Here is a 22,572-nt window from a genome sequence, read left to right on the forward strand (position 1 = left end):
AATCACCAAGAAGGTTTGACAATTAAAATTTGAAAATTTATTTCTAGAGAGAATATCACGATTAAAGATTTTAATGACAAACCTTTAAATGAGATTGATCTCGTTTCCTTTTGAGTTGATGTTTAACCTGTACGGGTAAATATTTTCGGACTACACTCATAACTTTATCTGATGCTACGGGTTTAGTCATAAAATCTGTAGCACCGACTACCTTAGCTCGGACTCGATCCAAAAGACCATCGTTTCCTGTTAAAATTATCACAGGTGTGTTGGCAAAGGCTGACATTCGGCGCAGTTGAGTACAAATTTCATACCCATTAGCAACAGGCATAATCAAATCTAAAAAAATTAGGTCTGGCTTATCTTGAATCAAAATTGGTAAGGCTTGTATGGCATCTTGAATCTTGATAAATCTCAGTCCATGTGAAACAATAATTTCCTCCAGAATATTACAAATTTGGGGACTATCATCTACACAAGCTACCAATGGCGCATTTGATGCTCTAGCTGGGCTGGCAACGGATTTTGTTTGGACTTGTGTCACTAATAAAGGCAAATCAGGTACTTCTACCAGTTCAACAATTCCTTTCAGAATATAAGGAAGCAATGAACGGGTGACAGGAACAACACTCTGCTTCATTTTTGCCGCTAAATCTCGCAGAGTGTATTTGCCATTAATCAAATTGACAAAGTTTTTGTAGACAGATTCGCTTACCTGCTGCTGGAGTTGTTCTGGTTTTCGTAAAACTGGCGCTAAGTCGGGAGAAAAATGAGCCAAACCTGCTTCCGACCAAATTTTCCAGGAGTCTTGCATTTGTTTCATAGACTCATTAGCACTGGTGAAACTCATCGGTGTTTCTAGGATCACTTCCTGGCTGCGATCGCAACTTGCAGAAACAAAATTTGTTTGTTGAGCTAAATCAAATAACAGTTCTCCTATGGTGTTTTCTACAAAAGCATGAATTTGTTCTCGTTGAATTTCTTGTCTTTTATGCAGAATTTCCAGGATGTGATAATCCCAATATTTTACTTCTAAGTCCTCTTTACGTAAATTTAACTTGTCAATATCTATATGGGGACAGTATTGAGCCATATTTCGCCGCCAGCGCCGGAAAGGATGACTTCCTCCTGTCGCCCACACTATTCGTCCTAGACGATAGAAAAAAATCCATTGGTGTCCATTGGTGCTTTTAATATTTAAAGAGCCATTGTATTGCAGCTGAGTACAGGTTTTAAACTCATTCAGTATGTTGTTCGACATTCTCAATTCCGGGTGGGTCATAGTTTGTTCCTTTTATCAACAAATCAGCCCTTTAAATACCCAATCCAGCTATATACCACTTAGCAAGTATCTCAATGATTAAAAATAAATTTGACATACTAATTTACATAGCTGCCTATTTACTTTTCATGTGGTAATTGATAGCAATTCTTAATTAAGATTTATGAGCCTAATGAAAGTAATAAATCTATAAAAACGGATCTGGTAGAGGAGTGATTTAATCCATAATTTTCTCCTATCTGACTCTACAATGCCCTTAAGGTTATGGGTTTATGTAGTTATCTTATCTTATAAGATAAACATTTGCGGGACTAATCATATCCGTATATATCCTGATCTTATTTTAAAGAAATGTAGGAAACTCAAGATTTTTGAGGCTTTTATTTATCTGCTCAAAAGGTTGGAAATTTCGTTTTTTTGACAATTCTTAATATGTATTTAGGGGTTTATTATTATCGTCTGTTGTCCTAAAAAAATCTACCAAGCTTTACTTGTAAAAAATTCATAAAAAATATTCATAAAAGGCATAAGCACAATTTTTGAGGGGGTAACAAAGGTTTATAGACAAGGCATAATTATTGAGAAAAAGAGCCTGATACACCAAAATCCCAGCCTTGCCAAGAGACTGGGATTTTACATAGGACTCTGAATGCGAATACGTCACATTTACACGCTAGGGGGAATTTCGGTAGTGCGAGGAATACATCCCTGTACTGTCAAAATTGAGCAAGGAGCATGATGTAATATATAGTTGCTGACACTACCCAGCAAAAACTCACTGATTCCAGTCCGACCTCGGCGACCAACTATAATTAAGTCAGCTGGCCAATTACGTGCAACTTCACAAATTATCTTGCCAGCATCACCCAGATTTTGGGTAAACTCAGTTTTTACACCTGCATTAGTTGCGGTGTCACTAAGCGATCGCAACCAATCTAATCTTTGTTTTTTCAGTTCTTCCCATTCTTGGATATAAGTATCTAGGGGTGTAGTCTGTACAGACGGATAAATGGTGTCTGGTTGTGTAAATACTGGGCTGATATAGGGATCTTCTAATGGGGATAGTACGTGTAATAACATGATTTGAGCATCAGCAGCTTTTGCCAAAAATACGCTTTGTTCAAATACATATTGAGTCATTTCTGATTTGTCTATAGCAACCAAAATTTTGTGATACATATTTAATGTTCCTTTATATTTGGCTAGTTTGAATTAACGCATCCTATATGTCTATTCTAGTTGGTTGGCAAAAGCAACATCTATTTGTTTGAGCAGGGACTCTGGGGTGGAAGAGTTATCAAGGACAATAGTTGCACGTGCCGCTTTTTCTGACAGGGATAACTGGCTGTTGATACGTGTTTGGGCTTGTTCTTGAGTTAAATGATTTCGTTGGATTAATCTTTGCAGTTGTTGTGGTTCGGAACAGTAGACAACCCAGATTTCTGTAACTAAATTAGTCATCTGAGCTTCAAATAGTAGGGGGATAACTAAAATAAGGGTTTGTGATGGTGATTGGGCGATCGCTTGTTCAAAACGCTGGACTACATAAGGATGAATCAAACTCTCTAACCAGTGGCGTTCATCTGGGTGGGGAAAGATAATTGCACCCAATTTTTCTCGGTTGAGGCTACCATCTGGAAGTAAAATGTTTTGACCATAACGTTGAGCGATCGCCTTCAAAATCGGCGAACCTATAGCTACAGCATCCCTCGCATAAATATCTGCGTCGAAAATTGGCAGATTATAAGTATGAGCCAAATAATTAGCGACGGTGGTTTTACCTGTTGCAATACCCCCAGTTAAGCCGATGATGCGTTTATTCATTGAGTAATTTCAGAATTTTTTACCCATTTTATTACTGCTTGGGTTAAGCCATCTAAAGTATATTCTTCAGCTTCAATAGTCACGCGCCCTAATAAAGCATGGCACGTTTTTGAGGTTTGGGGACCGATAGAAGCAATACAAATTTGCTCTAAGGCATCAGTTATATCAGAGTTATAGGTAAATATTTCTTCTATGAGTTGACAGAAATATTTCACGGTTTTAGAACTAGCAAAAGTAATTATATCGACAGTGCGATTTTGTAGAGCTAACTTGGCTGATTCGGGAATACTACTAGGACAACGAGATTGATATGCAGCTACTTCTACAACTTCTGCACCTTTAACTGTTAATTCTTGCACTAAAATTTCTCGTCCACCGCTTTCTACTCTGGGAAATAATACTTTTTTACCCTGTAGTGCTTCGGGAAAATTTACCACTAAAGAATCAGCGACAAAATTAGGTGGAATAAAATCCGGTTGAAGATGATATTTGTGAAGACTTTGGGCGGTTTTTTCACCAACTACAGCAATTTTAACTCCAGCTAAAGCCCGAATATCTTGACCTTGAGCGATTAATCTGGCAAAAAAGTAGTCTACACCATTGCTGGAAGTGAGAATTAACCAATGAAAATCAGTTAAATTAGCGATCGCTTGATCCAAAGCATCCCAACTCCCAGGGGGGACAATTTCTAAAGTTGGCATTTCAATCACAGTCGCACCTGATGCGGTGAGGCGATCGCTAAATTGGCTCGATTGTCCAGAAGAACGCGTCACCAGGATAGTTTTACCTGTGAGGGGGAGAGATGTGGAAAAGTTGTTGAGCATTGTTTGGACATGAGAAACTTGATCTAAGGATATTTTCTCAGGTTGTAAGTAATTGCATAATCTCACAACTTCGCCAATCACAATTACCACTGGGGAGAGAGAAACGCCGTTAGTTTGTGCGAGAATATTATTTAATTCGCCTGTCCAAATTTGTTGCTGAGGAGTTCCCGCCCAACGGATAATGGCAATAGCTGTAGAAGGCGATCGCCCGTGTCTAACTAATTGGTGTATAATCTCCGGCAGATGTCGCCCACCCATCAATATAACTAAAGTCTCCAACCGAGATAAAGCTTCCCAATCTAAAGCATCTGGTTCATGAGCTGTTAACACTGCAAAACAACGACTCAGAACCGGATCTGTCAAAGGAATCCCGGCCATTAATGGAGCCGCAAGAGCGGAAGAAATCCCTGGTACAACTTCAAACTCACAACTAAACTCTTGCAACGCTTGGATTTCCGCAGTACAGCGCCCAAAAATAAACGGATCACCTGACTTGAGGCGTACCACTTGTTTACCTGCCAAACAGTGCTGCACAAGTAACTGATTAATTTCCCCTTGGGTTGTACTAGGCTTACCACCACGTTTCCCAACATCTAACCGTAGACAATCAGGTGATACACACTCTAACAATTCTTGATCCACGAGAGCATCATAAATCAACACCTGAGCCTTGGCTAAAAGTCCATAAGCCTTCATCGTCAGATATACCAGATTTCCAGGGCCAGCACCGACAAGATAAACTTTGCCCTTTGCTTCAGTCATAATTAAAAGAACCCCCACAGCGCCAGAAAGGAGGGGCTATGAAATAGTTTATATAATTAGTAATTATACTATAAAAATTGCCACACAAAATGTTTAAATCAAGACTTTGGGTAACTTGGCGTGTACTCAGCTACCTTGGCGCTAAAAACTCCATTCTATGATTTTTATTACGAAATACTTGTCAGAGAAACAAGATATGTATGATGAAATTAAACCAATAAAAAACAATATTTAAAAAGTAATACCTGTGAATTAATAGTATATCCTTTGAGTTAGAAAAACTACTAATAAACCGCAATAATTAATACAACTTTAAATTAACAAAATAGCATCTTCATTACAACTTTACAAATAAATTCCAGCGACAATAAAAAGAATACTAAAAATTTGCGCTCGGAGACAAAGAATGGTAACGGTCGCAGAGAACATACAGCATCGGTTAACTATACAGACTGTAGAAATTGCCCCTAACACAACGGCGATTCGCTCTCTTGATTGGGACCGCGATCGCTTCGATATCGAATTTGGACTGCAAAACGGTACAACATACAACTCATATCTGATTAGGGGTGAACAGACAATTTTGATCGACACTTCTCACCAGAAGTTTCGACAACTATATTTAGATACACTCAAAGGCCTTGTTAACCCCAAGACAATTGATTACATAATCGTTAGTCACACAGAACCAGACCATAGCGGCTTAGTTGAAGATGTATTACAGTTAGCTCCCAGAGCGACTGTTTTAGCTTCAAAAATTGCCCTCCAGTTTTTGGAAGGTTTAGTACACGATCCCTTTTCCAAGCGGATTGTCAAAAGTGGCGATCGCATCGACATTGGCAAAGGACACGAAATTGAGTTTGTTAGTGCGCCTAACCTGCACTGGCCAGATACAATCTTCAGCTTCGACCGCAAAACCCAAACCCTCTTCACCTGCGACGCTTTTGGGATGCACTTCTGCGACGATCGCACCTTTGATGAAGACTTAGAAGCGATTGAAGCCGACTTTAGATTCTACTATGACTGTTTGATGGGGCCAAATGCTCGTTCTCTCCTCAACGCCATGAAGAGAATGAACGATTTGGGAAAAATTAACATCATCGCCAACGGTCACGGACCCTTACTGTACCATAACTTAGACCTGTTAAGAGATTGCTACCATAATTGGAGTCAAAGACAAGCCAAGACAGAAACCACCGTCGGCTTGTTTTATGTTTCTCAGTATGGCTATAGTGATCAGCTAGGTTTAGCGATCGCGGAAGGTATCCAAAAAACTGGTGTGGGAATAGAAGTTATTGATATCAGCACAGCCGAACCCCAAGAAATTCAAGAACTAGCAGGTAGAGCCACTGGTGTGATTATTGGAATGCCTCCATCTAGTGCTGCTGCTGCTCAAGCTGGGATTAGTTCTTTATTATCCGTCGTTAAAAATAAGCAATTGGTGGGCTTGTTTGAATGTTACGGTGGTGATGATGAACCTATTGATACCCTGCGAAGAAAGTTTATTGACTTGGGTGTAAAAGAAGCCTTCCCAGCTATTCGGATTAAAGAAGTTCCCACCGCCAGTACATTTCAAATGTGCCAAGAAGCGGGTACAGACTTGGGACAATTGCTGATGCGCGAACGTAACATCAAGCAAATCAAGTCTCTAGATGTCAACTTAGAAAAAGCTCTGGGACGGATTAGCAACGGACTGTACATTGTCACCACCCAAAAAGGTGATGTTAAAAGTGCCATGTTAGCCTCCTGGGTAGCGCAAGCCAGTTTGCAACCTTTAGGATTTACAATCGCTGTCGCCAAAGACCGCGCCATTGATTCGTTGATGCAAGTAGGCGATCGCTTTGTTCTGAATGTCCTGGAAGAAGGCAATTATCAAGAACTGAAAAAGCACTTCCTCAAGCGCTTACATCCCGGTGCTGACAGATTTGCCGGAGTCAAAACCCAAACCGCTAAAAACGGTTCTCCCATCCTCACCGATGCTCTAGCATACATGGAATGTGAAGTCCAAAAGAGCATGGAATGCAGCGACCACTGGCTTTTATACTGCACCGTTGCAGAAGGTCGTGTATCTAAATCTGATGCACTAACAGCAGTTCGCCATCGCAAAGTCGGTAACTACTACTAGAAGAAGCAGAGGGGCAGGGGGCAGGGGGCAGGGGAGAAGAGGAACGGTTATTAAGTAACCCGAAGTTTAAAGTAATTTCTTACTCCCCCTTGCACCCTGCTCCCCGCTCCCCTGCCTCTTCACTCCGGTTTTTCCATGTTTTTTCTACACTTCTTCACCAAAAATCTATGAGCAATTCCAAACCCCGTGACGTACAAGTTCTTCCCATCGCTACAAACACAAAATTTATTAGAGCGCGTAGTTGGTCACGCCTGCGGTTTGAAATTGAATACGCCAGAGAAAGAGGTACTACCTCCAATTGTTATTTAATTGAAGGTGATAAAACCGCAATTATTGACCCCCCTGCTGAAACCTTCACAGAAATTTATCTAGAGACGTTGCAGCAGACTATCAACTTGAAACAGTTGGATTATGTGATTCTGGGTCATTTTAGCCCCAACCGTGTACCAACTCTCAAGGCAATTCTAGAATTAGCACCGCAGGTAACATTTGTTTGTTCCCTTCCCACTGAAGCTAATTTGCGTAATGCTTTCCCAGACAAAGCACGCGAAATTTTAGTGATGCGGGGGAAAGAAACTCTAGATTTAGGTAAGGGTCACGTTTTAAAATTCTTGCCTATTCCCAGTCCTCGTTGGCCAGAAGGACTTTGTACCTACGATGAGCAAACCCAAATTCTCTACACAGATAAGCTATTTGGCGCTCATATCTGTGGTGATGATGTGTTTGATGACAATTGGGAAGCATTAAAAGAAGACCAGCGCTACTACTACAACTGTCTGATGGCTCCCCAAGCTCAACACGTAGAATCAGCTTTGGAGAAAATCTCAGATTTCCCAGTCAGAATGTACGCTCCTGGTCATGGGCCATTGGTACGTACTGGCTTAATGGAATTGACTAAAGCTTATGCAGAATGGAGCAATGCTCAAAAGGATCGGGAGATATCTGTTGCTCTACTTTATGCTTCAGCTTATGGAAATACAGCAATTCTAGCCCAGGCGATGGCTTTGGGATTGACTAAAGGTGGGGTTGCAGTCCATTCGATTAATTGCGAATTTGCCACCCCTGATGAAATCCGCGCTGCTATCCAAAAGTGTGATGGCTTTGTGATTGGTTCTCCCACTATCGGAGGTCATGCTCCGACTCCCATTCATACTGCTTTGGGGATTGTGCTAACAGTTGGTGATAGCAATAAACTCGCAGGGGTTTTTGGCTCTTATGGCTGGAGTGGCGAAGCCTTTGATTTAATTGAAGGTAAACTGCGAGATGCTGGTTATCGTTTTGGATTTGATACTCTCAGAGTCAAGTTCAAGCCTGACGATGTAACTCTCAAGTTCTGTGAAGAAGTTGGTACAGATTTTGCCCAAACTTTGAGAAAGGCGAAAAAAGTCCGCTTACCTCAACAATCTGCTACCCCGATGGAACAAGCTGTAGGCCGGATTGTGGGTTCAGTTTGTGTAGTTTCAGCTAAACAAGGTGATGTGTCTACGGGGATGCTAGGCTCTTGGGTGTCTCAAGCTACCTTTAATCCTCCTGGTCTGACTGTGGCGATCGCTAAAGACCGAGCTATAGAATCCCTAATGTATCCAGGTAGTAAGTTTGCCTTAAATATCTTAGAGGAAGGCAATCATTTAGAATACACGAAGCATTTCCGCAAAAGTTTTGCTCCTGGAGAAGAGAGATTCACTAACTTTAGCACCACAGTTGCAGATAATGGCTGTACAATTCTCACTGATGCTTTAGCTTATGTGGAATGCTCAGTTAACGAACTAATGGAATGTGGTGATCATTGGGTCGTTTATGCCACAGTTGACAATGGTAAATTAATCAAACCTGATGCCGTTACTGCCATGAACCATCGCAAAACAGGCACACATTATTAAAAGACTAATCGATTAATCGTAAAATTAGGCTCCTGTCGTAATTTCAAATTTGGCGGGAGCCTGTTTTTGCATTTATTATAGATTCGAGCCATTAGTCTAACCTGGCCCACAAAAATTTCTTTGTCACTTCTACTCGGAACTTTTAATGCCATGCTAAGTCTAGCAAAGCTGATAGAAGCCTTTAACTATAGCAACCACGGAGGTTATAACATTGTGAATTCCTGACAACCCTAAAATATAGGGGTGGGTATAGCTACGCCATGTTCAATTACTAACAATAATTTTAATACACCTGCTTCTACTGGGTTGTACTCAATACTTTGCTATGAGATTCCGCAATTGCCACCAAGACAACTGAATATATATCGTGTCATCTTAAACTAGAGAATCAGTAGTTGGCAGTTCTCATATAACGTGTCAACTACTCTGCCGCAACGCTTTCATACTATTTTGTTCCTCCTATGTCCGCACAACACAACCAGATTAAATTTCCTTTTTGGCAATATTTGAACCAACCCTTATTTAGTCAAAATTCTAAATTAGAATTAAATCCTCGTCGTTTTGCTTATACATGGCGAATTGGACTTCTCGAACGGTGCTTGAATAAAGAATGTGATGCGAAGGGGCCTCAACAGCATTAACTCCCGTTGCGAATATTTAATTAAATTATGTGCGCTAGTTTTTGAACCTCAAGCAGCTGGGATAATTTTTAGGGAACTGGTCAAACTCAAGGCCGTCTAGAGTGAAAGTAAAGGCGAAAAGTGAGGAGTGATGCGTAATTAATTGATAATTATGCCAAAAACCTGCTCTCGCTCCCGTATGCTTACCCTTTTCATTGTGGTGTTCGGTGGTTAACAATGAGTTGGATATGTTTTAAATGATTCAATTTTATGCCTAGAACACCAAATGAATTTGCCGTACACATTTTACTAGAAGGCGGTCACAGGGAAGAAGTACGTTTTGCCACTTTTCAAGATTTTCAAAAATGGTACAGTGGTTCACTCATGCCTAAGTTTGATTCTAATGAATTGATTAACGTACCAATTAAGAATATTCAGCAGGAGTATTTAGTAGTACGTCCCACTCGGATTGTAGCCATCCGGGTAGAACCAGTTTTTAGCTCTAGTGTTGAAAGATTCAACTAAATCATGAGAAAAAGCCTTGCTTTAGTTTCCCTGAGTTTGGGAATTGTTTTTATCAGTACTCTCTGGTCAGCTGTCGCTCAGGTTCCTATCCCATTACCAGTACCAGCTAAACCTCAGATACAGCCACCAGTTCCGCCCCGTAATCCCAACATCCAGCCGCCAGTTCCGCTTAAACCCCTCAACTTGGGAAATAATTGTACTCCTAGACACGCTTGCATCGGTTGGGATGAGCAACTTTGGGATCAAATCGGTAAACCTGGCGATCGCCGGGCTTTGTTAACTGCTATTGACCATAGTTTGAGTTACTTGTCAAGAAATAGCGTCATCGAAGCCTATAGAAAATATCCAGTTCGGGGAATTACCCACGACCGGGTGCGCCGGAGTTTGATTCGTTTCCGTCAACTAGTTGTCAATTCTAAATCTCCAGCCGAATTGCAAGCGGCTGTCCGTCGAGAGTTCACCTTTTATCAGTCTGTGGGCAATGATGGCAAGGGGACTGTGAAGTTTACTGCTTATTTTGAGCCTATTTATACTGCTAGCCGTGTCAGGACGCAAGAATATAAATATCCTTTGTATCGCCGACCACTCGATTTTGATCAATGGGCGAAGCCTCACCCCAAACGGGTTGATTTGGAGGGTCAAGACGGTTTACTAGGGGAAAGAAGCCAGTTAAGTGGTTTAGAAATGCTATGGTTCCGCGATCGCTTTGAGGCATACATGGTACATATCCAAGGTTCTGCCCAAATTCAGTTAACTGATGGCACAACAACCTCTGTGGGCTTTGCGGGTGGCACAGATTACCCCTGGACTAGTATTGGTGGTCAGCTGTCTAAGGATGGCAAGTTAGCAGCAAATCAGTTAAATATGCCGGGGATTATGAACTTCTTCCAGAGTTATCCCCAGGAAATGAGTAATTATCTGCCCCGATGGGAAAGATTTATCTTTTTCCAAGAAAACGCCGGTAGACCAGCTACTGGTAGTATTAATGTCCCAGTTACAGCCGAGCGTTCCATTGCTACAGATAAATCTCTCATGCCTCCGGGCGCACTAGCACTGGTTCATACTTCATTGCCATTTCCCGATAGCAATGGCCAGATGCAATATCGGACTGTCAGCCGCTTTGTACTGGATCAGGATACAGGTAGCGCCATTAGAGGGCCGGGCAGGGTCGATTATTTTATGGGTTCTGGCAAAGTAGCAGGCGATCGCGCTGGCGTTACAGGTGGCAACGGTTTACTGTATTATTTGCTACTTAAAAAATAGGAGTAATCAGAGCCGGAGGACAGGGGGCAGGGGGCAGGGGGCAGGGGAGAAGAGGAATGGTTGTTACGTAACCGCAAGTTTAACGTAATTTCTCACTCCCTACTCCCCACTCCCTACTTTAGTAAGGTGGATAATCATCGTCATCAGCGTAAATATAAGAGTTAGAAACGCCAACTGCTGCCAATTTAGGCGCTTCGACTTTGATAGATTCCTTGCCAAATTCTTTATGTTCTTCAAAAGTCTTGCAGATCATTGCCGACTCAACAGAATCTGAAGCAATTAGATATTCAGTTAATGTCCCCACAGTGGGATGCTTGTAATCCACTGTTGAAGCTACCATCACAGTATTTGGTTCAATACCTCGTTCTTCGCACTCAATAATCGGGCAGAAAATTCCATGTGCGTGAAATAATGAGCCTTTTGGTGATACAGGTTGCTGGCGATATACAGCATAAGCTCTTTCTAATTCAGCTACGAACCCACCGCTCACTCTTCCTTGTTGAAATTCGCAGTAGGTTTTGCTGAAACTTGCTCCGGCTGCACCGTTAAGAGTTAATTGTAATGGAGATTCGTGGAGAAATTTTTTCTTTTCTCCTACTAGGTAAATTAGGTAACGAGTAAAGGTTTTAAATTTAAGTTTGTCTGCTAAAAAGGCATCATAATTTTCTTTAAGAGTACCAAGTTTGTTACCAGTTTCTCGATCCTTCACAGATAAAGGACCCCGGCGAACTATGACTAATTTGGGAGTATTACTAATAAAAACTGTTTCCACTCCAGAGCTAAATTCATGCTCTACCTGTTGCCAATTTTCATCTGGCTTAAAACCTACTGCACTGGCATTATCCAATTTAATGGCTAAACCGTGGGGCTGCATCCCCTCTGTGCCATAGCGGGGATTAATCATCTGACACCAGGGGATGATTTGGGAAGGAGGGGCGTTAAATTTATCGTCCTCAAAGTCGAAATTAGCAGATGCTTCCATTGTTTTAGATTATTAAAAATGTTTTGCTAAACAAGTTTATCAGGATGGTGAATGAGTATAGCGTTGCTGGTGGGCAGTGCTTGTTTAGACCATATCCCATTTTAATCCTTCGTAGCTCCTTGGCTACGAAAACCCAAACTGTTAATAAACATTTATTTTTACAAACGTTGTAGCAGACTCAAACCGTGGGTATCAGTACCACAGGTATTAAAAAGCTGAAATTCATCGGCTAACTTTTGTACCTGTTGTGTTTCTAAAACACTTGGTGTCCAAGGTTTGGGGTTTTTGTAAGCGTAGAAAGTTTCTACACCGTCAATCCCCAGTTCCGCCACCGCCGGAATTAAGTCAAAATGCGATCGCTTGTAACGGGCTGGATGAGCTAAAACTGCTAATCCTCCGGCTTTTTGGATGGCAGCAATGATGTTACGTGCTTGATATTCTTTACCTGTAGTCGGTTTTCTTTGCAAATATGGTTTTATACTGGGATGTTCTGTCTCAAAGGCATAAGCCAAAATATGAACTTCCACATCCAACAGATTGGCATTAATTTCTACTCCACTCCATAAGAAAGGAGTGTGATCACTACCATTTCTCCATTTCCAGTTTTCTAACCAAGCCTGTGCTGCTTGATACCCGCCGACGCTATGGTGGTCTGTAATTGCTAATCCTTGTAACCCGATAGCGATCGCCTGTTCCATCAATGTACTTGGTTGCAACTTGCCATCTGAGTGGACAGTATGCAGATGAAAATTGAATAAATTGGGACAACTTTGGGCATTAACACTCTGGAAGACTTGCCTTAAAATATCTGCGGAAGTAGATGTCGGAGCAAAATTTACAACCATGTTCTTTTATAAGTGAAAATACTTATTTTCTATACACCAACACACCTAGAGAAGAAAATAACTCCAGCACTTCAAAATATCAGTAGTTATTTTCGCAGCCTTATTAGCCTATTTTTTCAATATGTTAAGACTACCTTAGCAAATCTCAATGCTGATGGTCATGAGTATTTCCAATCGCTTATATAAAGCTAGTAAAAAATTGTTCCGATTATATTTAACTACGGAATTAATTAGACGCGATTCATCGCGTCTCTAAAAGAAAAATCATGTATCAAATACAGGCAGATTGCACAAGAGCAACATTGCTCATTGACTGTTAAGCCCATGAATATTTTGCTATGATGGCAAGCCTGCTAATGTACCCGAACCATTGATCACTTCACCAATTGCCAAAGCGGAAATATTCTGTGATTGAAAAAAGGTAATTGTCTGTTCTACTTGATGGGGTGGTACTAACAGCACAAAACCAATGCCCATATTGAAAGTATTGTACATAGCCTTGGCACTGACTGCGCCGACCTCAGATAGCCACTGGAATATCGGTGGAATAGTCCAACTATGGGGATTAATTTGAATACTTTGATTTTCGCCTAAACATCTGGGTAAATTCTCTGGTAAGCCACCACCTGTAATATGAGCCATACCATGAATCTCTAACTCAGCTTGACGAGCTGCGAGAACAGGTTTGACGTAAATTTGTGTCGGTTTGAGGAAAGCTTCGGCTATGCTGTCACCACCCAATAATTGGGGGCGTTCATTCCAAGCCAATGATTGGGAGTCAACAATTTTCCGCACTAAACTCAAGCCATTGCTGTGTACACCAGTACTAGGAAGTGCGATCGCTATATCTCCAATTTGCACCTGAGAACTATCCAACATCTGGCTTTTTTCCACAATTCCCACACAGAACCCAGCCAAATCATACTCACCCACTTGATAAAAACCAGGCATTTCTGCGGTTTCTCCACCCAACAACGCGCAACCCGCCAACCTACACCCAGAGGCTATACCTGCTACCACTTGAGTTAGCTGTTCTGGTTCTAATTTACTGGTAGCGACATAATCTAAAAAAAACAGGGGTTCTGCACCTGATGTCAACACATCATTCACACACATTGCTACTAAATCAATACCAACGGTGTCATGTCGGTTAAGAATTTGGGCAATTTTCAGCTTTGTCCCTACACCATCCGTCCCGGAAACCAACACTGGTTCTTTAAAACCACCTGGTAGTTGAAAGCAACCACCAAAACCACCTAGTCCACCAATTACTTCTGGTCTAAAAGTACTGTGAACTAAATTGCGAATTTGGTCTACAAAAGCTCTACCTGCCTCAACATCGACCCCAGCATCCCGATAATCCATAGTCATTAGTCATTAGTCATTAGTCATTAGTCATTAGTCCATAGTTCATAGTCCATAGTCAAGGAGCCAATGACTAAAATACTTCCTCTGCCAAACCACGTCACCATTCGCCTAAGTGTCTTATGAAATACTCAGTAAGTTATCGTCAATAATTATCAGGTTTGTAGTCAGGACTAAAGTTCTGAATTAAGGGCTAAAGCCCTTACTACGAGCTAAATTACTATATTTTTAAATTACTTCACATAGTTAACTTTATGCTCGCCAACTTACTTAGCTTGGTGTTCTGGAATCTGCTTGATTGATCAAAAACAGCCACGAAACTAGTCGTGACTGCTTGCAGTAGTCATAAATTAACAGATTTTTACTGCTTTACAAAAATTTAGGGGAGAGGTCAACAGACCGAAAAATTATTAGGCTTTAGCATAATTTTCAGCAGCAAAGTCCCAATTTACCAACTGCTCTAAAAAGTTTTTGATGAAAGCAGGACGAGCATTTCTATGATCGATGTAGTAGGCGTGTTCCCATACATCTAAGGTTAGGAGTGCTTTTTTGCCATGAGCTAAGGGGTTCTCTGCATTTGGTGTCTTCATTACCTTCAGAGTTCCACCATCATCAATTAACCAAGCCCAACCACTACCGAATTGAGTCGCAGCCGCATTAGAAAATTCTTCTTTGAATTTATCAAAGCTGCCAAAATCCTGATTGATCTTGGCTGCTAAGTCGCCAGTGGGTGCGCCACCACCTGCGGGTTTTAAGCAATTCCAGAAAAAGGTGTGATTCCAAACTTGAGCTGCATTATTAAAGATTCCCGCTTTCGAGGAGTCTTTAAAGGAGATTTGGATGACTTCTTCTAAAGATTTGTTAGCTAATTCTGTACCGTCAGTGAGCTTGTTCAAGTTAGTCACGTAGGCTGCATGATGTTTGCCATAGTGATACTCGAAGGTTTCGCCTTTCATGCCATACGCTTCTAGAGCATTAAAGTCGTAGGGTAAGGGGGGCTGTGTAAATGCCATTTTGTGAAATCCTCTCTTTAGTGTTTTCCAGATTAAAGCTGTTGTCTCAGCTTAGGAAACGACGATTTTATGCGTAACAGTCTTATACCCAGGTATTAAAGGATAGAAAACTTAACATCGTCATTCTACTACCAAAGGGAAGATTTCGACAAAATACTGTTGTATTTTAGGCAAATTCCTATAACGGTGAGTTGGAACTGCTCACCATTATATTTAACGAAAAAGTAATATTAAATTACAGTAACTACATCTGAGATAAACGTTGTTGGTAGTAATCAACGATTTGCGCTGTGACTTCAGATATATTAAGACCATCTGACTGGATTTCAATTGCATCTGCGGCCTTTTGTAAAGGGGAAACTTTACGAGTGCTGTCTTTCCAGTCACGTTCGGCAATATCTTGCTTCAACTGCTCTAAGTTCACTTCGGGTTGACCCTGTTCTTTAAAGTCTTGTTGACGGCGATGGGCGCGTTCACTGACTGAAGCGGTTAGAAAAATTTTTACTTCAGCATCAGGGAAGACATGAGTTCCAATATCTCGACCTTCTGCGACTAAACCACCTTTTTTACCCCAGTTTTGCTGTTGTTGAACGAGTGCTTGACGTACAGCACTTTGTGCTGCTATTGCCGATACTTGAGATGTCACCTCAATTGTGCGAATTGCTTGAGTCACATCAGTACCATTAATCCAAACCCTAACAGGAGATTGCGGATCATGGCTGGGAGTAAGTTCAATGTTACACTGACTGACCAATTGGGCGATCGCACATTGATTATCAATGGCAATACCCTGTTGTAGCACTAGCCAAGTCACAGCCCGATACATAGCCCCTGTATCGAGATACACTAGACCGAGCTTAGTTGCCACTTGACGCGCCACTGTGGATTTGCCAGCCCCTGCTGGGCCATCAATAGCGATGATGGGTTGACGATCGCTCAAGATGGTATTATCAATCAAACGTGTCGAACCAAGACGAGCTGCGATCGCCAGCATTCCTTCCTCCTCAACTATTCCTAAAGACATTAACGTAGTCGGTTCCACCAATTCAATATATTCCACGATTAGATTACTAACCTTTGCCAATTCTTGCTGTACCACTGCTATCAGATCACTGCTGTTACGAACACCAGCTTGGAATGCAGCTGATCCTTGGCGTAAAGCTCGATATAAAACTGCCGCTTGCTCTTTTTCTTGTGCAGTTAGATATTGGTTACGAGAACTTAAAGCCAGACCCGAAGCTTCCCGCACCGTAGGACAAGGAACAATCTCTACTGGCAAATTCAAATCAGCCACCAGCCGTTTAATAATAGCCAGTTGTTGACCATCTTTTTGTCCAAAGTAGGCTCGGTCAGGTTGTACCAAGTTCAACAGTTTGGTAACAATCGTTGCTACCCCCTGAAAGTGACCTAGCCGATAACGGCCGCACAAACCTAACATCATAACAGATGGAGGAGTTACTTGTGTAACTTCAGATGCTTGTAGACTTTTCTGAGAAACACCCATTTCTTCCGGAGAGGGTGCAAAAATTGCATCTACTCCGGCTTGTATACACAGTTGTTGGTCTAACTCTAAAGTCCGGGGATAACGTTCATAATCCTCATTAGGACTAAATTGCAGGGGATTGACGAAAATACTCACAATCACCGTAAAATTTTCTTGCCTGGCTCTTCTGATCAAGCTCAAATGACCTTGATGTAATCCTCCCATAGTGGGAACCAATCCGACAGCCGTCTGATACCAGCTAGTTGTCTCATCTAGTCCCAAATTTTCTGGAACCAGCAGATGATTTTCTGAACAGCGTTTAGTTAAATAGCAGCGTAAAGCTGCGACTGTTGTCAGCAGGCGCACAAAATTCCCCTAGTTCTTTTTAAGCCTCTCCCTCGTTAGTTTATATCTGAAATAGGGGGTAGGGGTATTGAACTAGGGGAATTAGGGAATGGGGTCTAGGAGTAGGCAGAGGGGCAGGGGAGAAGAGGCAGGGTGCAGGGGAGAAGAGGCAAGGGGGCAGGGGGCAGGGGGCAGGGGAGAAGAAGAATGGTTGTTAAGTAACCGGAGTTTAAAGTAATTTCTAACTCCCCCTTGCTCCCTGCTCCCCGCTCCCCTGCTTCTTCACTCCCCTTTGTCCTTGCCTGAAAAATTATCTCCCCAGAACTTCAATCTTCACTGGTGCAATACCACTGTTGATCATGCCTATAGCTCTAGCTGCACCAGTAGAAACATCAATGACTCGACCCCGAATAAATGGTCCACGGTCATTAATTCGTACCACAACAGAACGACCATTGCGAGTGTTAGTGACACGGACTCGCGTACCAAAAGGTAAGCTACGATGGGCGGCAGTCATAGCTTCTGGATTAAATCTTTCGCCAGTTGCAGTTGGTCTGCCAGCAAAACCGCGGCCGTAAAAGGAAGCTATGCCACGGAAACTGAGTCTTCTATTGCTGGCTATTTGCTGTACTGGCTGTAAGTTGGAAATTTGGGTAAGTTCCGGTAAACCAGCAATTTCGCTGATGGGAGACGCATTGCCAATTAGTCTCCGTAAGCGATTGGTTGCCTGCAATGCATCTTCGGCAAGATTATTGGTAGTACCTGCTAGGATGGTTTTTGCGTTGATTTCTACCAATTCTTTGTCATTAAGTTTGATTATATACCGCTCCTTGGGCTGTTTTTGAACAGAGGCACTTTTGTTATGGGCTTGATTAGCATCTGTAGATTCGCCCTCGCCCTTCCAACTAACGGTAATTTTTTCAGCGTCCTCACTGTTTCGGACTATCTGGTTAATACTAGCTGCTATTAAACCAGCTCTATGAATTGGATCATCATGAAGCGATTTATTTTGATTTCTTGCATTCGTAAAATTTCCTACGTTGCTTAACTTGGCTGAGTCTCCCGCAATCAGGGCATACGACTGTTGTCCCTCATTATCTCCAATTACACCAACTTTCTGATCAACACTTGCAACTGGGTACGAACTCAAGAAGGTGAGAACTGGAATGTTTCTGATAAACAGGGTTGCCGCCTTACGATCCCCAATGTTGTGAGAATGAATGTTTGTAATCACAACATCCGAAGAAAGTTTCCCTGCTGTAGTTTGAAACTCTCCTACTTTAACGGCATCACTAACTGATGATTTTTGAGAAACTGGAGTAGCTTCTTTTGCCGTTGTAGTTTGAGTGTGACCGACTAAGGGCGTACCTAAAGCAGTCAGAAACAGGGCGACAATAGTCCACAAATATCTTTGATTCATGCGTCCGATTTTTAAAGCGACTATAGAACAGGAGTTTCTAAGTTCGTGGGATTTTGTGCCACTTAATCAATGACATATTCCTAACAACTCGAACTTGCTCCGCTTTCACTTTTTGTTTATTAACTGCAACACAGTAACATGAACCTTTGAGGTTGGGGATCAGGGATTTAGCGTAGATTTACATCAGATCCTGCAATTTCAATTCTCGTTTTCGAGGCAGAACCGTTCTCGAATGAGGATTTTGACTATGTAACGTTTTTTTCAATTAAGAAAATTTTTAATACGAAATTTTAATATTTTGGCAATTTTTAATTAGCTGTAAGTCTCCTGATTTCTAATTGTACTTTAAAGTACACATAATTTTAGTAAATAGTATAGATAAGAATTAAATATACTTCAGGTGAAACTTTCTATAATTACTTGATCAAATTTACTGGATTAATGTTCTGTATTATGACTTACAGAAATTATTGATTTGAAATTAGCCAGCAACTACCCTCTAGCTGGAAGTTAATTTATTATAACTTATTTACGTAAATATATGTAAAATTTGAACTTTATCGGTATTCCAGTTAGCTTTTTTACTAAATATATATACTGGCAAAAATTAGCTTATTCGGTAACTAAAAGTTTTTCCCCAATAAATTAAAATCAATGATGAGACAATAAAAAAAGCTTCATAGATATGAGTAGATGAAAAACCATGTAGCAAAAAGTACGGGTATTTTCGCTTGCCATATTGACTCAAATATGATTTTTAAGAGTAACCTATCAGCTTCATGGCAAACCAAGCAAATTTAGAAGATTTAGAAATCGTCTCAGCCCCATTTTTAGCGGTTCTCAACCAGTTGTATTCCAAATATCAGTCCCAAACAGAAGGTACATTAGCCAACTATATTCCCGAACTGGCGAAGGTCAATCCAGAATTATTCAGCATTTGTATTGTGACTGTAGATGGCCAAATTTACCAAGTAGGGGATTATCAACAGCAATTTACCATCCAGTCTATTTCCAAGGTTCTTGCTTACGGACTCGCTTTAGAAGATCATGGACGGGATTATGTGTTAACTAGAGTTGGGGTTGAACCAACCGGAGACGCATTTAACGCCATTATTCTTGATGAAAAATCGAAGCGACCTTATAACCCAATGGTAAATGCAGGTGCGATCGCTACTACCAGTTTAATCAAAGGATCTGGTGCAACCGAACGCTTAAATCGGGTGTTGGATATGTTTCGGAGATATACCGGACGGGATGCACTGGTGGATATCTCAGTTTTTACCTCGGAACGCAGTACGGGACATCGCAACCGCGCCATAGCACACCTAATGCTCAATTTTGGCATGATTGACCAAAATATTGAAGAAGTTTTGGATCTTTATTTTCAGCAGTGCGCTGTGATCGTCAATTGCCAAGACTTAGCAATGATGGCGGCAACTCTGGCTAACAAAGGTATTAACCCGGTGACAAATGAACAAGCGATAGATAGTCGTCATATCAAAGATATTCTCAGCGTTATGTACACCTGCGGAATGTACAATTTTTCGGGTGAGTGGGCTTATACAGTTGGTATTCCGGCTAAAAGTGGTGTTTGTGGTGGAATTATCGCAGTTGCACCGCACAAAATGGGCATTGGAGTATTTTCGCCATTGTTAGATGTGCGTGGCAATAGTGTCCGGGGAGTCAAAGTGTGTGAGGAACTTTCCCGGCGGTTGGGGTTACATTTATTTGATTGTTCAGGCGACACCAAGTTTTAACAGTTATCAGTTATCAGTCAAGAGATTTGATTGGTTTTATGTCCACCTTATGCCTTGATAACTGTTCACTGATATAGCAATCGCCAAGGAGGTTAAGACATTGCTGATTGCTGAAAGCCTTGAGCTAACTTGGTTTCTACTCAGAACTCAGCACTTTGCTATAACTGATTTAACTGACTGTAATCATTAAACCCTGACTTTCATTCCCTAACCTGTTTACTGCACACACTGCATAAGTTCCGGCTTGTTGGACAGTGGCAAAAGTTGTCCCAGCAGATAAGATGCGCTGTAGTATCCATGTGTTACCAGTTTGTCGATATAGTGTCCAAGAACGCACCCGTTGATCATCTCCTGGTTGCCAACTGAGACGGCGATTGTTAACTTGTAATTCTTGGGGTGGTGGTGGTGCAGCTGTGTTCTGCCATGACATACTGGGTACTATGGCGGGAGTTGCATAAAGGGAATTTCGGAAACTGTCAGCGATTCCTTCACGATTTTGATTAATGGAACTCATGCTAAAGAAGATATTACCCAGTGACAAGTTAGCGGCTAGGTTACGACTAATGATCACTTGTTTGTTAATCTCGTCATTTTTCCAAGCTTTGCCATCCAGTTGACTAATGTTGTTACCTACATATATATGTCGCTGTTTGGGATTAATTTCTGTCCACCATTTCAGCAGGACGGGATAACTCTGTGCTGTTTGGTCGATGCGCCAATAAAGTTGAGGGGCTATGTAATCCACCCAGCCTTGTTCTAACCATTTTTTCGCATCAGCATACAGGACATTATAAGCATCTAAGCCGTTGATTCCTGGTGGTTGTCCTGGTCGGTAAATGCCAAAGGGACTAATACCAAATTTAACGTGGGGCTTTAGGGCTTTAATTCCTTGAAATAGGCGCAACACCATTTGATCAACATTTTGCCGTCGCCAGTCTGCTAAACTCAGTCCACCTCCTGCGGATCTATATGCTGCATAGGTTTGATTATCGGGGAAGGTCTGACCCTGGATAGGATAGGGATAAAAATAATCATCGAGGTGAACAGCATCAATATCATAGCGGCGCACAACATCCATAATGACGTTGTAAGCCCTGTCTTGGACGATTTTGATTCCTGGGTCCATCCATAGTTGATTACCCCATTGATAAACGACTTCTGGATTAGTCAAAGCTATATGGGGTCTGGCGTTGGGTCTAACTGCGATGCTAGTTTTGGCGCGGTAGGGGTTGAACCAAGCATGAAGTTCAATATTGCGTTTGTGACATTCGGCGATCGCAAACTCTAAAGGATCATAATATGGTTCTGGTGCTTTGCCTTGAGTTCCTGTTAACCAAGCACTCCACGGTTCTAACTGGGAAGCAAACAAGGCATCACCTTCTGGACGTACCTGTAAAATCAGGGCGTTGAAATTCAGCGATTGGAGTCTGGTGACAATTTCGATAAATTCAGCTTGCTGTTGGGCTGTGGAAAGTCCGGCTTTGGAAGGCCAATCACTATTCCATACTGTTGTCACCCACGCCCCCCGAAATTCTCGCCGATGATTCAAGCTAATTGTTTGAGAAGTGGGTATAAGTTTTGGGGGAAGTATGATATAATCTGAGGGTATTTTATTAGCTTTGCCTAAGTGTACTAAAGTTTGGTATATCATAACTGCTACTTCGGCACGAGTTGCGGCTATGGCAGGGTTGAGTAACTTCACATTGGGGTAACTAGCTACTAATTCTGTTCTAGTAGCGATCGCCACTTGACTTCTAGCATACCCAGGAATTTTCTCAGCATCTTGATAAATTTCTGGTAATGTACTCAGCAAGTCTGGTTTTACAGTAGCAGCCATTTCCAAACCATTGACCATAGCCACTAAAACATCGCTGCGGAAAATTCTGTTATTGGGACGAAAACGCCTGTCAGGATAACCAATCAGAAACCCTGTTTCATAAGCTTTTTTAATGGCATTTATCGCCCAGTGATTAGCCGGAACGTCAGCAAAGGGGACATACTGACGCTTGGCGGATACTGTAAACACAGCCCCCAGTATAGCGGCAAATTCAGCACGAGTGACTGAGTTATCTGGTCGAAAAGTCCCGTTAGGATAACCATTTAGAATGCGCCGCGCCGCTAATTCTTCAATGAATAGGCTGGCCCAATGATTTTGAACGTCTGGGAAACGAGTAGAATTAGATATCATGAGCGATTGTAGCTAGCTTGGCTTAATTCTCATATTCTTTGTTAATTTAGCAACAGTCAAGCAAACGCC

At 41.7% G+C, this 22,572-nt stretch carries 17 protein-coding genes; 6 read left to right on the plus strand and 11 right to left on the minus strand.

Annotated elements, in window-relative coordinates; genetic code table 11:
- Nucleotides 1-70: 70 nt before the first annotated feature.
- The 4 genes from VB654_RS10395 to cobA all read right to left on the minus strand — a co-directional run bounded on the left by VB654_RS10395 (nucleotide 71) and on the right by cobA (nucleotide 4,692).
- The gene (locus VB654_RS10395) at nucleotides 71-1,282 is read right to left on the minus strand and encodes a response regulator (RefSeq protein ID WP_323213645.1); all 1,212 of its coding nucleotides are present in this window, start codon (nucleotides 1,280-1,282) and stop codon (nucleotides 71-73) included.
- A 666-nt stretch (nucleotides 1,283-1,948) separates the two neighbouring features.
- The gene (locus VB654_RS10400) at nucleotides 1,949-2,461 is read right to left on the minus strand and encodes a universal stress protein (RefSeq protein WP_323213646.1); all 513 of its coding nucleotides are present in this window, start codon (nucleotides 2,459-2,461) and stop codon (nucleotides 1,949-1,951) included.
- 51 nt (nucleotides 2,462-2,512) lie between these two features.
- Entirely contained in the window at nucleotides 2,513-3,106 is a 594-nt protein-coding gene (gene coaE, locus VB654_RS10405; RefSeq protein WP_323213647.1) for a dephospho-CoA kinase, read from the minus strand.
- Complete coding sequence (cobA, locus tag VB654_RS10410) at nucleotides 3,103-4,692, minus strand: uroporphyrinogen-III C-methyltransferase (RefSeq protein ID WP_323213648.1); 1,590 nt, start codon at nucleotides 4,690-4,692, stop codon at nucleotides 3,103-3,105. Before cobA ends, coaE begins: the two co-directional genes overlap by 4 nt.
- Nucleotides 4,693-5,098: 406 nt before the next feature.
- On the opposite strand from cobA, the gene VB654_RS10415 reads away from it, so the two are divergent.
- The 5 genes from VB654_RS10415 to VB654_RS10435 all read left to right on the plus strand — a co-directional run bounded on the left by VB654_RS10415 (nucleotide 5,099) and on the right by VB654_RS10435 (nucleotide 11,105).
- Nucleotides 5,099-6,817: a diflavin flavoprotein gene (locus VB654_RS10415; protein WP_323213649.1), complete on the plus strand. Its 1,719-nt coding sequence runs from the start codon at nucleotides 5,099-5,101 to the stop codon at nucleotides 6,815-6,817.
- 167 nt (nucleotides 6,818-6,984) lie between these two features.
- Nucleotides 6,985-8,697 carry a diflavin flavoprotein gene (locus VB654_RS10420; RefSeq protein ID WP_323213650.1) on the plus strand — a complete coding sequence of 571 codons (1,713 nt, stop codon included), beginning with the start codon at nucleotides 6,985-6,987 and terminating at the stop codon, nucleotides 8,695-8,697.
- A gap of 461 nt (nucleotides 8,698-9,158) precedes the next feature.
- Nucleotides 9,159-9,338 carry a hypothetical protein gene (locus VB654_RS10425; protein WP_323213651.1) on the plus strand — a complete coding sequence of 60 codons (180 nt, stop codon included), beginning with the start codon at nucleotides 9,159-9,161 and terminating at the stop codon, nucleotides 9,336-9,338.
- Between the two features lie 249 nt (nucleotides 9,339-9,587).
- Nucleotides 9,588-9,842: a hypothetical protein gene (locus VB654_RS10430; RefSeq protein WP_323213652.1), complete on the plus strand. Its 255-nt coding sequence runs from the start codon at nucleotides 9,588-9,590 to the stop codon at nucleotides 9,840-9,842.
- 3 nt (nucleotides 9,843-9,845) lie between these two features.
- The gene (locus tag VB654_RS10435; RefSeq protein ID WP_323213653.1) at nucleotides 9,846-11,105 is read left to right on the plus strand and encodes a murein transglycosylase A; all 1,260 of its coding nucleotides are present in this window, start codon (nucleotides 9,846-9,848) and stop codon (nucleotides 11,103-11,105) included.
- 118 nt (nucleotides 11,106-11,223) lie between these two features.
- On the opposite strand, the gene VB654_RS10440 is transcribed toward VB654_RS10435, so the two are convergent.
- The 6 genes from VB654_RS10440 to VB654_RS10465 all read right to left on the minus strand — a co-directional run bounded on the left by VB654_RS10440 (nucleotide 11,224) and on the right by VB654_RS10465 (nucleotide 18,558).
- The gene (locus tag VB654_RS10440) at nucleotides 11,224-12,087 is read right to left on the minus strand and encodes a DUF5895 domain-containing protein (protein WP_323213654.1); all 864 of its coding nucleotides are present in this window, start codon (nucleotides 12,085-12,087) and stop codon (nucleotides 11,224-11,226) included.
- A 158-nt stretch (nucleotides 12,088-12,245) separates the two neighbouring features.
- Complete coding sequence (locus VB654_RS10445; RefSeq protein WP_323213655.1) at nucleotides 12,246-12,932, minus strand: PHP domain-containing protein; 687 nt, start codon at nucleotides 12,930-12,932, stop codon at nucleotides 12,246-12,248.
- A gap of 336 nt (nucleotides 12,933-13,268) precedes the next feature.
- Nucleotides 13,269-14,297, minus strand: a complete 1,029-nt coding sequence (gene purM / locus VB654_RS10450; protein WP_323213722.1) for a phosphoribosylformylglycinamidine cyclo-ligase — start codon at nucleotides 14,295-14,297, stop codon at nucleotides 13,269-13,271.
- Between the two features lie 410 nt (nucleotides 14,298-14,707).
- Nucleotides 14,708-15,310 (minus strand): superoxide dismutase, encoded by a 603-nt coding sequence (locus VB654_RS10455; RefSeq protein ID WP_323213656.1) that lies wholly within the window; start codon nucleotides 15,308-15,310, stop codon nucleotides 14,708-14,710.
- Nucleotides 15,311-15,554: 244 nt separating this feature from the next.
- Complete coding sequence (locus VB654_RS10460) at nucleotides 15,555-17,159, minus strand: bifunctional pantoate--beta-alanine ligase/(d)CMP kinase (RefSeq protein ID WP_323213657.1); 1,605 nt, start codon at nucleotides 17,157-17,159, stop codon at nucleotides 15,555-15,557.
- A 289-nt stretch (nucleotides 17,160-17,448) separates the two neighbouring features.
- Complete coding sequence (locus VB654_RS10465; RefSeq protein ID WP_323213658.1) at nucleotides 17,449-18,558, minus strand: septal ring lytic transglycosylase RlpA family protein; 1,110 nt, start codon at nucleotides 18,556-18,558, stop codon at nucleotides 17,449-17,451.
- A gap of 779 nt (nucleotides 18,559-19,337) precedes the next feature.
- Between VB654_RS10465 and glsA the strand changes: the two genes are divergently transcribed.
- Nucleotides 19,338-20,315, plus strand: a complete 978-nt coding sequence (gene glsA, locus VB654_RS10470) for a glutaminase A (protein WP_323213659.1) — start codon at nucleotides 19,338-19,340, stop codon at nucleotides 20,313-20,315.
- 169 nt (nucleotides 20,316-20,484) lie between these two features.
- Here the strand turns inward: glsA and VB654_RS10475 are convergent, their stop codons facing one another.
- Nucleotides 20,485-22,503 carry a glycoside hydrolase family 10 protein gene (locus VB654_RS10475; RefSeq protein ID WP_323213660.1) on the minus strand — a complete coding sequence of 673 codons (2,019 nt, stop codon included), beginning with the start codon at nucleotides 22,501-22,503 and terminating at the stop codon, nucleotides 20,485-20,487.
- Nucleotides 22,504-22,572 lie beyond the last annotated feature (69 nt).

It is taken from the genome of Nodularia sp. UHCC 0506, from assembly GCF_034931045.1.
Lineage (GTDB): Bacteria > Cyanobacteriota > Cyanobacteriia > Cyanobacteriales > Nostocaceae > Nodularia.